The organism is Mycobacterium sp. D16Q13 (genome assembly GCF_002013375.1).
Classification (GTDB): domain Bacteria; phylum Actinomycetota; class Actinomycetes; order Mycobacteriales; family Mycobacteriaceae; genus Mycobacterium.
In genome coordinates, this window is record NZ_MAEW01000014.1 from 188,736 (window position 1) to 204,831 (window position 16,096).

Genomic DNA, 16,096 nt, shown 5'->3' on the forward strand with positions numbered 1-16,096 from the left:
CGATGTCTGACGGTCTTCGCGCAAGCGGCTCCAACATGAAGAACACCGGCCTACCGCAGATGAGCGCTGCGATCGCCGAGACCACCGCACATGATCCCGATGGTCGAGGGCATTTCGGTCCCTATGGCGGCCGCTATGTGGCCGAGGCGCTCATGGCCGTCATCGAGGAAGTCACCGCCGCGTACGAGAAGGTCAGATCCGACCGCTCATTCCTTGACGAGCTCGATCGGTTGCAGACGCATTACGTGGGCCGCCCGTCGCCGCTTTACGAGGCCGAGCGCCTCAGTACCCATGCGGGCGGAGCGCGAATCCTGCTCAAGCGAGAAGACCTGAACCACACAGGCTCCCACAAGATCAACAACGTTCTCGGTCAGGTTCTCCTGGCCAAGAGGATGGGTAAGACCCGTGTCATCGCGGAAACTGGTGCGGGGCAGCACGGCGTCGCCACCGCCACCGCATGTGCGCTTCTGGGTCTGGAATGCGTGATCTACATGGGGGCCGTCGATACCGCGCGCCAGGCGCTCAACGTCGCGCGGATGCGGCTGCTGGGTTCAACCGTGGTGTCCGTGGAGTCGGGGTCGAAAACCCTCAAGGACGCCATCAACGACGCCATGCGCGACTGGGTGACCAATGCGCACAACACCTACTACTGCTTCGGTACCGCCGCAGGTCCCCATCCCTTCCCGGTGATGGTCCGCGATTTCCAGCGCATCATCGGTATGGAGGCGCGGGCGCAGGTACTGGATCAGGTGGGCAGATTGCCCGACGCGGTGGTGGCCTGCGTCGGCGGCGGCTCGAACGCGATCGGTCTCTTCCATGCCTTCATCGACGACCCGGCAGTCCGGTTGATCGGATACGAGGCTGCCGGCGATGGTGTCGAAACTGGAAGGCACGCCGCCACATTCACTGGCGGGACACCGGGCGCTTTCCAAGGTTCCTACTCCTATCTGCTGCAGGACGAAGACGGTCAAACCATCGAATCGCATTCGATTTCAGCGGGTCTGGATTACCCAGGGGTGGGTCCGGAACATGCCTGGCTGCGCGAAACCGGCCGTGCCGACTACCGTCCGGTCACCGACAGCGAGGCCATGGACGCCTTCCTGCTGATCTCGCGCGCTGAAGGAATCATCCCGGCGATCGAATCGGCGCATGCGGTCGCCGGCGCACTCAAACTCGGAGCCGAGTTGGGCGCGGGCGCACTCATCGTGGTGAACCTGTCGGGTCGCGGCGATAAGGACGTGGAGACCGCGGCCAAGTGGTTCGACCTCTTGGACAAGAACGGCACCGACCAGGATGGAACTAGGCCATGACGCAGCCCGGCCGCCTGACCGAAGTCTTCGGCACGTGCCGCGCCGAGGGGCGCGCCGCGTTGATCGGGTACCTGCCCAATGGGTATCCCGACCTGGACACCTCGATCGAACTCATGACCACGCTGGTGCGGGGTGGATGCGACATCATCGAGGTCGGGATCGCCTACTCGGACCCGATGATGGACGGCCCGATGATCGCGGCCGCTGCGGAAACCGCGCTGACCAACGGAGTTCGGGTAGCCGACGTCTTCACCACCGTCCGCGCCATTACCGAGGCCGGCGGGCACGCTGTCGTCATGTCGTACTGGAATCCGGTGCTGCGGTACGGAGTTGACGCGTTCTCGCGTGACCTCGCGGCGGCGGGGGGGCTCGGGATCATTACTCCCGATCTGATCCCCGACGAGGCGCAGGATTGGATCGCCGCCTCGGACGCGCATGACCTCGATCGCATCTTTCTGGTCGCGCCCTCGTCCACGCCGGAGAGGCTAGAGATGACGATCGGCGCATGCCGGGGATTCGTCTATGCGGCCTCCACGATGGGTGTCACCGGCGCCCGCGATGCGGTCTCGAACGCGGCTCCCGCCCTGGTCAGCAGGGTTCGCGAAGTCTCCGATATCCCCGTGGGTGTCGGCCTTGGCGTGCGATCCGGCGCGCAAGCGGCCGAGATAGCCGCGTACGCCGACGGTGTCATCGTCGGCTCGGCCCTGGTGGCGGCCGCCCCACAAGGCGCGACCGCCGTGCGTACCCTGACTGAAGAATTGGCTACCGGAGTGCGGCAGGGCATCGGCCCGAGGTCGACCTCGGGGACAACAAGGACAACACTGTGACAGTCGTGAATCTGGCGTACATCCCCAGCCCGCCCCAAGGGGTCTGGCATCTGGGACCGATCCCGATCCGCGCCTACGCACTGTGCATCATTGCGGGCATCATCGTCGCGCTGGTCATCGGCGATCGTCGATGGGAACAGCGCGGCGGCGAACGTGGCGTCATCTACGACATCGCCTTGTGGGCAGTGCCTTTTGGGCTGGTCGGTGGACGTCTCTATCACGTGATGACCGACTGGCAGACTTACTTCGGTCCGCACGGTAAGGGGCTGGGCAAGGCGATAGCCGTCTGGGAAGGCGGTCTCGGCATCTGGGGCGCCGTCGCCCTCGGAGGCGTCGGCGCCTGGATTGCCTGCCGCCGTCGGGGAATTTCCTTGCCTGCGTTCGGCGACGCGATCGCACCCGGAATCGTGCTGGCCCAGGCCATAGGCAGATTCGGTAACTACTTCAACCAGGAGCTCACCGGTGGCCCCACCACGCTGCCGTGGGGGCTGGAGCTGTTCTACCGGCGTTCCGCCGACGGCACGGTTGACGTCCTCAACCTCAACGGCGTGTCCACCGGCGAGGTCGCCCAGGTTGTGCACCCCACCTTTTTGTACGAATTGTTGTGGAATGTCCTCGTTTTCGCATTGCTGATCGTCGTCGACCGGCGCTTCAAGATCGGGCATGGACGCCTGTTCGCGATGTATGTCGCGGCGTACTGTGTGGGACGCTTCTGGGTCGAGTTGATGCGCGTGGATCCAGCGACACAGTTCGGTGGGATTCGCGTCAACTCGTTCACCTCAACCGTGGTGTTCCTCGGTGCGATTGCGTACATCCTCCTGGCGCCCAAGGGCCGTGAGGACCCGGCGACCCTGGGCGGCACCCCCGCGCAGGCCGAAGACGCTACCGAGGTCACCGACGGAGTCCCCGAGGACGTGGATACCGCGGGAGAAGACGTCGCGAAGGACCCGGTGGAAGACACCGCGGAGGAATCTGCCGACGAATCCAGTGAGAACTCTGGCATTGTGGAGAAATGACCGAGAGCACTCCGCCTCCTTTCGGAACACCTCCGCCGGTGCCCCCACCGCCTGGCATTCCGTATCCGCCGCCCTATGTGGATCCCGCCGCGCCCTACGGGCGCGATCCGGCCACCGGTGCGCCGTACTCCGATAAGTCGAAGCTGGTCGCCGGCCTGTTGCAATTACTGGGCCTGGTCGGATTTCTGGGCTTCGGCCGCATCTACCTGGGTCAGACACTGCTGGGTGTTGTCCAGCTGCTGATCGGTTTGGTGACGTTCGGCATCGTCGCGATTGTCTGGGGGATTGTCGATGCGGTCCTGATTTTCGGCGGCAAGGTCAGCGACAAGGCAGGTCGCCAGCTCCGGGACTAGCCCGGCGGGTGTGAGACAATGGTGATGACCGGGACGGCCCGGTAATTCTTCGCCAGGGGACGGCCTCACCGAAATGTGGAGGTATCTCTCATGGTTTGGCTGGTCCTTCTTCTCGCGGGTCTGCTCGAGGTGGGCTGGGCAATCGGCCTGAAATACACGGAGGGGTTCACCCGCCTGTGGCCAACAGTTGGCACCGTCGGATCGATGATCGTCAGCATCGCGCTGCTCGGCCTCGCGATGAAGAGCCTGCCGGTAGGCACCGCATACGCGATCTGGGTGGGTGTCGGTGCCGTCGGCACTGCGATCCTGGGCATCGTGTTGTTCGGTGATTCGGCCAACGTCTGGCGACTGCTCAGCCTGGGATTGATCGTCGCCGGCATCATCGGTCTGAAATTGGCCTCCTGACAACGTAAACCGGCGAAGGTAACCGGTGAGTGAATCGTGCCCGCACTGACTCGTGAGTAGGTACCACCACGACTATGCTCAAAAGTCGTGACGAGACGCGGAAAGATTGTTTGCACCCTCGGTCCTGCGACCGGTTCGGCTGAGCTTGTGCGCGAGCTCGTCGAATCCGGGATGGACGTCGCGCGACTCAATTTCAGCCACGGCGAGCACGCAGACCATGAGCAGAACTACCGCTGGGTGCGTAAGGCATCCGACGAGTCCGGGCGCGCGGTCGGTGTTCTGGCGGACCTGCAGGGCCCCAAGATCCGGCTGGGCCGGTTCGCCACCGGATCCGCTCACTGGGCCACTGGCGAACTGGTCAGGATCACCGTCGAGGACGTGGTGGGGACCCCCGATCGAGTCTCCACCACGTACAAGCAGTTGGCTGCCGATGCTGCCGTGGGCGACAGGCTTCTGGTCGATGACGGCAAGGTCGGCTTGACCGTCACCGCCATCGAAGGCAACGACGTGGTCTGCCTGGTCACCGAGGGCGGTCCGGTCAGCAACAACAAGGGTTTGTCGCTACCCGGGATGAACGTCTCGGTGCCGGCCCTGTCCGAAAAGGACATCGCAGACCTTGAATTCGCACTGCGCCTCGGGGTCGACCTCATCGCGCTGTCGTTTGTGCGGTCACCCGGCGATGTCGAACTCGTGCACGCCATCATGGACCGTGTCGGACGTCGTGTGCCGGTGATCGCCAAGCTGGAAAAGCCCGAGGCCGTCGCCAACCTTGAGGCCATCGTGCTGGCATTCGACGCGATCATGGTCGCCCGGGGCGACCTCGGTGTCGAGCTGCCACTCGAAGATGTGCCGATTGTGCAGAAGCGCGCGATCCAGATCGCGCGCGAGAACGCCCGTCCGGTCATCGTGGCGACTCAGATGCTCGAGTCGATGATCGAGAACTCGCGGCCGACACGTGCCGAGGCCTCGGATGTCGCTAACGCGGTTCTCGATGGCGCGGATGCCGTGATGTTGTCGGGGGAGACCTCTGTCGGCAAGTACCCCATGGAGGCGGTGCGGACGATGGCCCGCATCGTGTCCGCGATCGAGAGCCATTCGGTCAGCGCACCTCCGTTGACCCACGTGCCCCGCACGAAACGTGGCGTCATTTCGTACGCCGCGCGCGATATTGGCGAACGCCTGAACGCGAAGGCGCTCGTGGCGTTCACGCAGTCCGGTGACACGGTGCGGCGGCTGGCGCGGCTGCACACCCCGCTGCCAGTGCTGGCGTTCACCCCGCTGCCCGAGGTGCGTAGCCAGCTGGCGCTCACCTGGGGAACCGAAACCTTCATCGTCCCGGTCATGGATACCACCGACGGCATGATTCAGCAGGTGGATACGGCATTGCTGGCGATGGAGCGCTATCAGCGGGGAGATCTGGTGGTGATCGTCGCGGGTGCTCCGCCGGGGACAGTAGGCTCGACCAATCTGATCCACGTGCACCGGATCGGCGAGGACGACCACTAGGGAAGAGGATCAGCATCAGCAACGCACCTGATTTCGCACAGCTACTCGCGCTGCTGGAGCTGAAGAACCCCGAGACCGACGTGTTCATCGGTGGTCATCCCACGGTCAATCCGCCCCGTACCTTCGGCGGACAGTTGATGGCGCAGTCCGTCGTGGCCTCCGGCCGCACCGTGTCGGAGAAGCTTTCACTGGCGGCCGTCTCGACCCATTTCATCAACGGTGGCGACCCAGCACAGGACATCGAATTCCGGGTACTCCGGCTGCGGGACGAGCGCAGTTTCGCCAATCGCCGCATCGACGCGGTCCAGGGGGACCTCTTGTTGTCCTCGGCGTTGGTGTCGTATCTGAAGGACTCTCCGGGGCTGGAACACGCGGTAAAGCCGCCCGTGGTGGCCAACCCGGAAACACTGCCGAGCATCGACGAGCACCTGGTCGGTTACGAGGAAACTGTGCCGATGTTCGTGGCCGCCCTCAAACCCATCGAGTGGCGGTACGACAATGACCCCGCATGGGTACTCAAGGCGAAATCTGAACGGCTGGAACATAATCGGGTCTGGATGAAGACTCACTCGCCGCTGCCCGATGATCCGGTGCTGCACAGTGCGGCACTGGTCTACTCCTCGGACACCACGGTGCTGGATTCGATCATCACCACCCATGGGCTGTCCTGGGGTTACGACCGGATCTTCGCGGCCACCATCAACCACAGTGTGTGGTTTCATCGTCCACTGCGGTTCGATGACTGGGTGCTCTACGCCACCGAGTCACCGGTAGCCTCGGCAGGCCGCGGGATGGGGGCGGGACGCTATTTCGATCGCGAAGGAGCGTTGCTGGCCAGTACTATCCAGGAAGGCATTATCAAATACTTTCCGGGGCGGTCATGATTCGAATTCTTTCTCTGCTGGTGCTGGTTCTCACTGTCGTCACCATCATTTCCATTATCAAAGACCCGGTGAAGCCCAACGGCGAGAAGCTGCCGTGGGCCATCATCGTGCTCGTGTTCCCGATCTTCGGCCCCATTCTCTGGTTTGCCATCGGAAAGAGCGATCCCTCGGACCGCTGGTAGCCACGGGAGTATCCTTAAGGTCCGAACAGGGCGACTGTGGGAGGTGGCGGAATGCTCGAACCGTCAGCCGTTACCACTCATGTGCGCATTGCCGAACGCGTTGCAGTTCACAGTGATTCGCGGCGAGCACGCTTCGTAAGTGCCGCCGCGGTTTTATTTGTCGCGGGATGGCTGGTGCTATTGGTTGCCCATTCCGGATACCCGGTGCAACCCGATTTCGACGAAATCCTTTGGCCCCTCACCGTTCTGTTCTGCGTCGGGTTCATCGCCCGTGGCATCTTCCTGGGCCGGCCGGTCACCTACGGCCACGCGGCGTGGTCGGCGGCAGCTGTTCTGATCGCGCTGGGGGCCAGCATCCTGCAGTTCGAGCGCACCGGCGATGCGCTGGTCATCGCCGCCGGACTCATCTTGATGTGGCCGACATCGGCACCGGCGCAGCCCGAAGCGTTGCCCCAGGTCAGCGCCCTGGTAGCCAGGACCAGTGACGACCCGTTAGCCGCCTTTGCCATGCACTCGCTCAAGTCCTATTACTTCAATACCGATCGCACGGCGGCGATCGCGTATCGGACACGCGCCGGTTTCGCCGTGGTGGGGGGAGATCCGATCGGAGATGAATCCGGTTTCCCGTCCCTGGTGCGGGAATTTGCGGCCATGTGTCGCTCGCACGGCTGGCGCATCGCCGTGCTGGGGTGCAGTGAACGCCGCCTGCCGCTCTGGGGCGACGCGCGCACCGTGGGCCATCCGCTACACGCCGTCGCGGTGGGTCGCGATGTCGTCGTTGACGTGCAGACCTTCGACATGGTGGGGCGCAAGTATCGGAACCTGCGCCAGGGCATGCAGCGCACGCACAACTCGGGGATCACCACCGAGATCGTCGATGAGCGTCGTCTCGACGGTGCACTGCGCGCTGAACTTCAACAGGTGATGGAACTTTCGCATGGAGGCCGATTCGAGCGCGGGTTCTCGATGATCCTCGATGGCGCGTTACTCGGCCGATATCCCGGCATCCGGTTGATCATCGCTCGCGACGATCTCGGTGCGGTGCAGGGATTTCACCGATACGCCACCACCGGGGGCGGCACCGATGTCTCGCTCGATGTGCCATGGCGGCGCCCTGGCGCCCCCAACGGCATCGACGAGCGACTGACTATCGACATGATCACGGCCGCGAAGACCGAAGGAGCCCGCCGCCTGTCGCTGGCGTTCGCGGCATTCCCGGAGATCTTCGCTGAGAAGGACCGCACCCGGGTACAGGAGCTCTGCTACTCGGCGATTCATGTGCTCGACCCGCTGATCGCACTGGAGTCCCTATACCGTTACCTGCGCAAATTCCACGCGCTGGGTGACCGGCGCTACGTGCTCGTACAAATGTCCACGTTGCCGCTGGTCGCATTCGCGTTGCTGAGCCTGGAATTCAACCCACGGTTGCGCCCCAAAACACCAGCTGAGGCGCCTGCGTAACAGGACATTAACGTTGGGAAAACGCGCACGACTTGGGTGATCGACAGGCTGTCCGCGTGACCGACACTCTCGATACGACTGCATCCGCACCCGTTTCGTCTGCTCCGTCCACCCACGACGCCGCAGAGAGCGCGGCCCTGCGGGAGACGTTGGAGGACTACACCCTTCGATTCGCCCCGCGGCGTTTCCGCCGGTGGAGCCCGGCGGTGGTGGGGGTGACCGCTCTCGGCGGCATCGCCTACCTGGCGGACTTCGCGATCGGTGCCAATATCGGAATCTCCTATGGCACCGGAAATGCATTGTGGGGCATAGGGGTTTTCGCGGTCATCATCATCCTGACCGGGATCCCCGTGTCCTACTACGCGGCCCGCTACAACATTGATCTTGATTTAATCACGCGCGGAAGCGGATTCGGCTACTACGGCAGCATCGTCACGAACATCATCTATGCGACGTTCACGTTCATATTCTTCGCGCTCGAGGGCTCGATCATGGCCCAGGGCCTCAAGCTCGGACTCGGCATACCGCTGCCCATCGGATATGCGGCCTCCACCATCATCATCATTCCGCTGGTCATCTACGGGATGAAGGCGCTGTCGGTGCTCCAGGTGTGGACCACCCCGTTGTGGCTCGTCATGATGGTCATCCCGTTCGTGTATCTCGTGGTGCGCCACCCGGATTCAATCGGAACCTTCTTCGCCTACGGAGGCAAGGAGGCGCAGGGGGTCAATCTGGGGTCGATCATGCTCGCCGCCGGTGTGTGCCTGTCCCTGATAGCGCAGATCGCCGAGCAGATCGACTACCTGCGCTTCATGCCGCCCAAGACACCGGAGAACAGCCGCCGCTGGTGGACGGCGATGTTGTTGGCGGGGCCTGGCTGGGTGCTGTTCGGGGCCATCAAGCAGGTGATCGGCCTCTTCCTGGCGGTGTATCTGATCGCCAACGTGGCGGGCGGTGCCGCGGTGGCCAACCAGCCCGTGCACCAGTTCCTGGAGATCTACCAGAACATGATGCCGCACTGGCTCGCCATCACGCTGGCCGTGATTCTGGTCGTGATCAGCCAGATCAAGATCAACGTCACCAACGCCTATTCGGGCTCGCTGGCCTGGACCAACTCGTTCACCCGCATTACCAAGCACTACCCGGGCCGATTGATCTTCGTGGTGTTCAACCTGGTGATCGCGCTGGTGCTGATGGAAGCCAACATGTTCGACTTCCTGAACACCATCCTCGGGTTCTATGCCAACTGTGGCATGGCCTGGGTGGTGACGGTGGCGACCGATATCGCGATCAACAAATACCTGCTCAAGATCTCGCCCATGGAACCCGAATTCCGGCGCGGCATGCTCTACAACGTCAATCCGGTCGGATTCGTCTCGATGCTGCTCTCGGCAGGCATCTCGATTCTGGTCTTCTTCGGAGTATTCGGAGAGGCGATCCGCCCCTACTCGCCGATCGTGGCAGTAGTGATCGCCTTTGTGCTGCCGCCGATCCTCGCGGTGGCCACGCGCGGTAAGTACTACCTGCGTCGCACCGATGACGGTATCGACCTGCCGATGTACGACGAGTACGGAAACCCGTCGGATGAGTTGCTTCCTTGCGCGGTCAGCGGTATCGAGTTTGAGCGTCCCGACATGCTCGCCTCGGCCAAGCCAGGTCCCAACGGTGAAAAGCAGTACATCTCATCGCTGAGCCTGGCCACCGACCGCGCTGGCGAGCACGTGCTGCCTGCCGATCCGCCCACGCGGTAGGGATTACGGCTCGGGGGTACCGGCCTTCTGGTTCATTCGATTTTCGAAAGCGTTCTGGCATTGGGCCGCCTTGGCCTGATCGCCCTTCGCATCAGAGACGCACGTGATGAAGTCGCTCAAACCGGCTGACTTCATGAAAACCAGAGTGAACACCACAACCAGCGTGGACAGCAGTATGGCCAGGCTCCCGAGCACGATGCCCGAGATCGCCACGCCACGGTTATCGGCCTCCGCGCGCCTGACCCGGCGTACGCCCACGATGCCGAGACCAACCGCCACAAGGCCGCCGATAAATCCGCCGAAGACGGTGCATGACAAGAGGATGGCGATGATTCCCACGACCAGTGCTCCCACACCGAAGCCATTCTTGGGAGCCGGTGGGGGAACCGGCATCCCGGGCGCCCCGTACGGGTACGGGTAAGCAGGGGGCGGGTATCCGCCGGGCGGCTGGTACGGGTGGTACGGCGGGGGCGGAGGCGGCGTTTCCGTCATACCTGCACTGTATCGCCGAGTTGGATGCGCAGGCAGGTCACTGAATCGGGTAGATGGTGGGTCGCCACCAGGACTGTTCGGCCCGCCAGCAGTGAGCTCTTGACGTCTAACAACTCCCGCAGGAACGCCTCAGCGGCGTGGCCATCGAGATGTTCGGTGGGTTCGTCCAACAGCAGCACGGGCACCTTGGACAACAGAGCCCTGGCGAGTAGCATCCGTCGGCGTTGCCCGCCCGACACCGAGGCCGCACCTGCGGTCAATACCGTGTCCAGCCCGTGCGGCAACGACTCGATCCAGGGGCCAAGGCCGACCTCGGACAACGCGTCTACCAGTTCGCCGTCGGTCGCATCGCCCCGAGCGATAAGAAGGTTGTCGCGGACCGTGGTGGCGAACAGGTGCGCGTCCTCGGCGAAAAACCTGATGAGCGAGGGCAGCTCAGTAGATGGAAGGTCCCCGAGTGCGTTGCCATCAACCCGGATGGCACCAGAGGCCGCCGGCGCGAGCCCTGCCAGCGTCATCAGCAGGGATGTCTTGCCGATACCGCTGGCACCGGTGATCGCCATCTTCGTACCCGCTGCCACACGGAATGATAGTGGGCCCGATGTCGAATGGCCGGTCCGCCAACACAGTTCGGTGCATTCGAGCGATGTGCCCGCCGCGCCGGCTGTGGGCATCACATCAACAGGCGCCGGAGCATCGATCGCTCCGGCCGCCAGCTCGTGCAGGTGTCGCGCCGATGCCCGTGAACGGGCAATCCCGATGGCCGCCGCGGGCAGCGCGGTGGAGGCCTCGAAGGCGGCGAGCGGCAACAGCACCAGGATGGCGAGGGTGGTTGGTGCGATATGCCCGGCGAGCTCGACCGCCGCCGCCAGCGCCCCGACCACGGCAGCTCCCATGGCCAGGGTGGGTGCCGCCACCGACCATGCGGCAGGAGCGGTGGCGGCGTCCTGAGCCGCAGCCCAGTCTCTGCGGCGCTGACGCGCTACTTCAAGCTGACGGGGGAGAAGGCCGCCCACTCGCAGTTCGGGGGCATGATCGAGGATCTCGACCGTCGTCTCAGCTTGCAAGGCGCGAGCGCGGGCGCCGCGTGTCTCCCGTGCACCGGATGCGCGGGAGGCCAATGCCGGTGCCAGGACATCGGCGACCAGGAGGGCACACGCCAAGATGGCTGCGGCGGGTATCGATATCAGCGCGACCGCCACGGTGGCCGCGACCCCGAGTACCCCGGCTACCGCGACCGGGATGATGCTGCGTACGACTATCTCGGCCAGCTCGTCGATATCTGCGCCGATACGATCGAGCACCGCACCCTTGCGCAGCGGTCCGGCCGAGCCGTCGACCAGGCGTGCGTATACATGCGCACGGACTGTGCCGGCACCTCGCAGCGCCATATCGTGACCCGCGAGCCGTTCGCAGTACCGCCAGATGCCACGCGAAATACCCAGGGCGCGCACCGCGACGACGGCAACGGACAGATCGAGAACCGGTGGCATCTGCCAAGCCCGGGTGATCAACCACGCCGACAAACCGGCCAGTGCCAGCGCACTCCCCAGTGCCAAGACGCCATAGGTCACGGCGATGGCCAACCGCACCGGCCGTACCCGCAGCGCGATCAGCCAGTGCCGTAACGGATCAGAGGTGCGCAGCATGTCTTGCCTGCACGGTGAATACTTCGTCGGCGGCAGCCAGGACAGGCGCTCGATGGCCCACCAGCACCACGGTGGCGCCCCGCCGGGCGCGGGCAACCAGTGCGGCCAGCACGGAGGCCTCTGTATCGGCGTCGAGGTGCGCGGTGGGTTCATCGAGTAACAAGACCGGCCGATTGGTGCCCAGCGCACGGGCCAGGCACAGCCGCTGGCGTTCACCCAGTGACAGTCCGGCACCGCCCGCACCGAGGCGGGTATCCAATCCGTCTCGCAGTGTCCGCAGTGTGCTGTCGAACTGGCTGTCGGCAAGCGCGGATTCGAGATCGTCCAGCGGCCCGAACATTTCGAGATTCTCACGGACGGTGCCGGGTATCAGTACCGGGCGTTGCGGCAACCATCCGATCATCGACCACCACATGTCGCGCTGGATCTGGTCAAGCGATGCCCCATCCACCAGAACGCGACCGTGCCTGGGTGGAGTGAGGCCCGTGATCGCGTGTAGCACCGTCGACTTTCCGGCTCCGTTATGGCCGGTGAGTACCGTGACGGCGCGGGGGCGGATCGTCGCGGTCAATTCCCATGGTGCATAACCGCTTCGGTCTGGCACGCTGACGGCCTCAAGCCCGATCACCGGTTGCCGGCGCGGAGTGATCGTTCCGCCAGCGACATCCACGGGTCTGATGCTGTCGAGGAGTTCGAAGGTCTTGTCCGCGGCGGCCTTACCATCGGCGGCACTGTGGAACTGGACTCCAACGCGCCGCAACGGCCAGTACACCTCGGGCGCCAAAATCAGTACGGTCAGCGCGGTGGTGAGATCGAGGTGCCCGAAGACCAAGCGCATGCCAATGCTCACCGCGATGAGCGCGACGCTGAGGGTCGCGATCATTTCGAGCACCATCGCCGACAAGAACGCCACCCGCAACGTAGCCATGACGGAACGGCGCTGCGCGGCACCGAGTTCGGTGATCCGGCGCAGCGGCGTCGCGGTACGCCCGAGTGCACGAAGAGTCGGGATACCCGCTATCACATCGAGAATCTGACCGGTGACGGCTGTCGAGGCGTTCAGCGCCGCCTCGGCCCGATCTCGGGTGAGCAGGCCGATGAGAATCATGAAGATCGGTATGAGCGGCAGCGTAATGGTGACGATGATGGCCGATCGGATATCGGATAACGCGATCACCACAGCGGCGGCGGGTGTCACGATCGCGGCACTCAGGACCGCGGGCAAGTACCCGGCGAAGTAGGGGCGCAGGTCGTCCAGTCCCCGGGTCAGCACCGTCATAGCCGCGTCCCGATACCGCTCTAGCTCACGCGGTTGTGCCTCGGCCATGGTCGCCAACAACTGGTCGTCGAGGTCAGCGATGACACCGGTGGCGCCCCGTTCGCTGAACCGGGTCTGTACACCCTGGGCTGCGGCCCGAAGGATCCAGAGCACGACGAGGATGCTGAGCGGTTGCCCCATGTGTGCCATGTCGCGAGACGCCGAATCGGTGATCAGCCGGGCAAGGGCATGCGCCAGGACCACCGCGATCGTGAGCGTGCAGGCCGTCATCACCAGCTCGCAGAGCACTGTCAGGATCAGGTAGCGGCGGGCGGGGGCGCTGCGGCGCCACAGTCGTGGATCGACCGGGGCACTGCGCGATGCCGTCATCGCACGGGGAGCCCGACCGGATCTGGGATCTGGTCGGCCGAGATGCGCTGCCGGAACACCCAATATGTCCAGCCTTGGTAGATCAACACAACCGGAGCGGTGACCGCCGCCGCCCAGCTCATGACGCGGAGCGTGTACGGGCTGGACGATGCCGATGTCACCGTCAGGTTGTAGGCCGGGTCGAGGCTGGAGACAATGAGGTTGGGGTAGAGGGAGCCAAACAGCAGGGTGACGACAGCGACCACCGTCAGGCATGTACAAGCAAATGCCCAGCCGTCACGGGAGATTCGCGAGGACAATGCCGCACCCACCAGCGACACCGCGGCGATCGCGAGCGCGATCCACGTCCAGCTCTTACCGTAGGCGAGCTGTGTCCATAGTCCGTAACCACCGGCCGCGACAATGACGGGTATCGCCAATCTGCGGGCAATCGAGACGGCGTCCTCGCGGACCGCGCCCGCGGTCTTGAGCGAGATGAACAGTGCACCGTGAAAGGCGAAGAGCGCCACGAAAACAACGCCACCCAACAGCACATACGGTCGAAGCACATCGCCGAGGGTGAGGGTGAGCTGCTTGGCGCTGTCCACCGGGAGCCCGGCGAGCAGCGATGAGAACGCCACACCCCATAGCAGGGCGGGTATCCACGATCCAATGGCTATCCCGAGGTCGCAACGGGCGCGCCAACGGGGGTCGTCGATCTTTCCCCGCCATTCGATGGCGACGATCCGGACGATCATGGCCACAAGAATCAGCAGCAGCGGAAGGTACAGGCCGGAGAACACCGTCGCATACCAGTGCGGGAAGGCTGCGAACATCGCGCCGCCCGCGGTGATGAGCCAGACCTCATTGCCGTCCCATACCGGCCCGATGGTGTTCAGGACGGCGCGGCGCCGACGATCGTCACCGCGGCCGAGCGGATGCATGAGCATACCGACACCGAAGTCAAAACCTTCGAGTACGAGGAAGCCGAGAAATAACGCCGCCACGACGATAAACCAGAACTGTTGCAATGTCGTCGGATTCATGTTCGGAGCCTCCTTACGCGACTGGTTGGACTAGTAGGCGAAGGACAGCGGTTTGAGGCTGTCGTCACCGGTGACGGGTGCGGCGGGCTCGGTGTCGTGTTCCAGGGGCCCCTCGATGGTGTATCGGCGGATGAGCCAGAACCACACCACCCCCAGTGCGCCGTAGAGCAGGGTGAACGTGATGAGAGACAGCCACACCGTCGCCGCCGAGTGATGGGATACCGCCAAGTCCACGGTAAGCCGGATTTGTTCGACTCCTGTGGGATTGGGGGCAACCACCCAGGGCTGTCGTCCCATCTCGGTGAATACCCACCCGGCGCTGTTGGCCAGGAAGGGAGTCGGAACAGCCAGAATTGAGAGCCAGGCGAACCAACGCTGACTCGGGATCCGTCCGCGCCGGGTGACCCAGAGTCCGGCCAGTGCCAGCACGGCGGATCCCGCGGCCAGCCCGATCATCGCGCGAAAGGCCCAGTAGGTGACAAAGAGATTCGGGCGATAGTTACGCGGACCGAATTTCTGCTCGTATTCCTTCTGCAGGTCTTCCACGCCCTTGAGGGTGACGTCGCTGAACTTTCCCTCGGCCAGGAACGGCAGGACATAGGGCACGGAGATGGCGTGTGTGACGCTGGCGCAGTTGTTGTGGGTACCCACGGTCAACACCGAGAACTTGGGGTCTTTCTCGGTGTAACACAGGGATTCGGCCGAGGCCATCTTCATGGGCTGCTGCTGGAACATCAGCTTGCCCTGGACGTCACCGGTGAACGCCAGGGCGACTCCGGACAGGATCATGACCGCACACGCGCCGATCGCTGCGGGCCGGTACATCGTGCGCGCGTCCTCCAGAGTGCCGAGCTTGTGTGAGCGGACCATCCACCAGCCACAGATGCCGGCGACGAATGTTCCAGCCGTGAGCAAGGATCCGGCGACGGTATGCGGGAAGGCGGCCAACGCCGTGTTGTTGGTGAGGAGCTCGGTGATGCTGGTCAGCTCGGCCCGGCCGGTCTCCGGGTTGTAGATGGCACCCACCGGATGCTGCATGAACGAGTTGGCAGCAATGATGAAGAAGGCCGAGGCATTGACTCCGATCGCCACCATCCAGATGCACCCCAGGTGCACCAGCTTGGGTAGGCGCGTCCAGCCAAATATCCACAAACCCAGGAAAGTTGACTCCAGGAAGAAGGCCACGAGCCCTTCGAGAGCGAGGGGAGCGCCAAACACGTCACCCACGAAGCGGGAGTATTCGCTCCAGTTCATCCCGAACTGGAATTCCTGCACGATGCCGGTGGCGACACCCAATGCGAAGTTGATGAGGAACAGCTTGCCGAAGAACCGGGTGAGGCGGTACCAGGCGTTATTGCCGGTGACAACCCACGCCGTCTGCATGATGGCCAGAAGCGGTGCGAGCCCAATGGTCAACGGCACCAAGATGAAGTGGTACACGGTGGTGATGCCGAATTGCCATCGGGATACATCCAGGGCGTTCATCGCCACCTCCTACGACGCAGCGTAGTAGTAGTTGCTATCTAAGATCAACGCGATACGGGCCACATTTACTAATACGCCAACGAGACGAACGCGGGGCGGTAA

Annotated in this window: 14 protein-coding genes and 1 pseudogene; 10 read left to right on the forward strand and 5 right to left on the reverse strand. The window is 63.8% G+C overall.

Features of this window, described 5'->3' with window-relative positions:
- Nucleotides 1–35: 35 nt before the first annotated feature.
- The 10 genes and pseudogenes from trpB to B4400_RS16265 all read left to right on the forward strand — a co-directional run bounded on the left by trpB (nt 36) and on the right by B4400_RS16265 (nt 9,695).
- Nucleotides 36–1,310, forward strand: coding sequence for a tryptophan synthase subunit beta (gene trpB / locus B4400_RS16220; protein WP_078312059.1), 1,275 nt, complete (start codon nt 36–38; stop codon nt 1,308–1,310).
- A complete protein-coding gene (trpA, locus tag B4400_RS16225) occupies nt 1,307–2,137 on the forward strand; it encodes a tryptophan synthase subunit alpha (protein WP_078312060.1) in 831 nt (276 codons plus the stop codon). Before trpB ends, trpA begins: the two co-directional genes overlap by 4 nt.
- Nucleotides 2,134–3,013 (forward strand): annotated as a pseudogene (gene lgt, locus B4400_RS16230) (prolipoprotein diacylglyceryl transferase); the annotation flags it as partial. The gene trpA and the pseudogene lgt, both read left to right, overlap by 4 nt.
- Before the next feature lie 136 nt (nt 3,014–3,149).
- Complete coding sequence (locus tag B4400_RS16235) at nt 3,150–3,506, forward strand: NINE protein (protein WP_078312062.1); 357 nt, start codon at nt 3,150–3,152, stop codon at nt 3,504–3,506.
- Between the two features lie 90 nt (nt 3,507–3,596).
- The gene (gene sugE / locus B4400_RS16240; protein ID WP_078288120.1) at nt 3,597–3,911 is read left to right on the forward strand and encodes a quaternary ammonium compound efflux SMR transporter SugE; all 315 of its coding nucleotides are present in this window, start codon (nt 3,597–3,599) and stop codon (nt 3,909–3,911) included.
- A gap of 87 nt (nt 3,912–3,998) precedes the next feature.
- Nucleotides 3,999–5,417: a pyruvate kinase gene (pyk, locus tag B4400_RS16245; protein ID WP_078312063.1), complete on the forward strand. Its 1,419-nt coding sequence runs from the start codon at nt 3,999–4,001 to the stop codon at nt 5,415–5,417.
- A gap of 14 nt (nt 5,418–5,431) precedes the next feature.
- Complete coding sequence (locus tag B4400_RS16250; RefSeq protein ID WP_176112821.1) at nt 5,432–6,301, forward strand: acyl-CoA thioesterase II; 870 nt, start codon at nt 5,432–5,434, stop codon at nt 6,299–6,301.
- Nucleotides 6,298–6,483, forward strand: coding sequence for a PLD nuclease N-terminal domain-containing protein (locus B4400_RS16255; protein ID WP_030097729.1), 186 nt, complete (start codon nt 6,298–6,300; stop codon nt 6,481–6,483). Before B4400_RS16250 ends, B4400_RS16255 begins: the two co-directional genes overlap by 4 nt.
- A gap of 51 nt (nt 6,484–6,534) precedes the next feature.
- The gene (locus B4400_RS16260) at nt 6,535–7,944 is read left to right on the forward strand and encodes a bifunctional lysylphosphatidylglycerol flippase/synthetase MprF (protein WP_078312065.1); all 1,410 of its coding nucleotides are present in this window, start codon (nt 6,535–6,537) and stop codon (nt 7,942–7,944) included.
- A gap of 56 nt (nt 7,945–8,000) precedes the next feature.
- Nucleotides 8,001–9,695, forward strand: coding sequence for a purine-cytosine permease family protein (locus B4400_RS16265; RefSeq protein ID WP_078312066.1), 1,695 nt, complete (start codon nt 8,001–8,003; stop codon nt 9,693–9,695).
- A 3-nt stretch (nt 9,696–9,698) separates the two neighbouring features.
- On the opposite strand, the gene B4400_RS16270 is transcribed toward B4400_RS16265, so the two are convergent.
- From B4400_RS16270 to B4400_RS16290, 5 genes are read right to left on the reverse strand one after another with little or no spacing between them, the layout of a single operon-like run.
- On the reverse strand, nt 9,699–10,187 hold the full coding sequence (locus B4400_RS16270) for a DUF4190 domain-containing protein (RefSeq protein WP_078356029.1): 489 nt from the start codon (nt 10,185–10,187) through the stop codon (nt 9,699–9,701).
- Entirely contained in the window at nt 10,184–11,836 is a 1,653-nt protein-coding gene (gene cydC / locus B4400_RS16275; protein WP_078312477.1) for a thiol reductant ABC exporter subunit CydC, read from the reverse strand. The genes B4400_RS16270 and cydC overlap by 4 nt, the downstream gene beginning before the upstream one ends.
- Entirely contained in the window at nt 11,820–13,484 is a 1,665-nt protein-coding gene (gene cydD, locus B4400_RS16280; RefSeq protein WP_078312478.1) for a thiol reductant ABC exporter subunit CydD, read from the reverse strand. The genes cydC and cydD overlap by 17 nt, the downstream gene beginning before the upstream one ends.
- A complete protein-coding gene (gene cydB, locus B4400_RS16285) occupies nt 13,481–14,509 on the reverse strand; it encodes a cytochrome d ubiquinol oxidase subunit II (protein WP_078312479.1) in 1,029 nt (342 codons plus the stop codon). Before cydB ends, cydD begins: the two co-directional genes overlap by 4 nt.
- Before the next feature lie 30 nt (nt 14,510–14,539).
- A complete protein-coding gene (locus B4400_RS16290; protein ID WP_078312480.1) occupies nt 14,540–15,994 on the reverse strand; it encodes a cytochrome ubiquinol oxidase subunit I in 1,455 nt (484 codons plus the stop codon).
- Between the last annotated feature and the right edge of the window lie 102 nt (nt 15,995–16,096).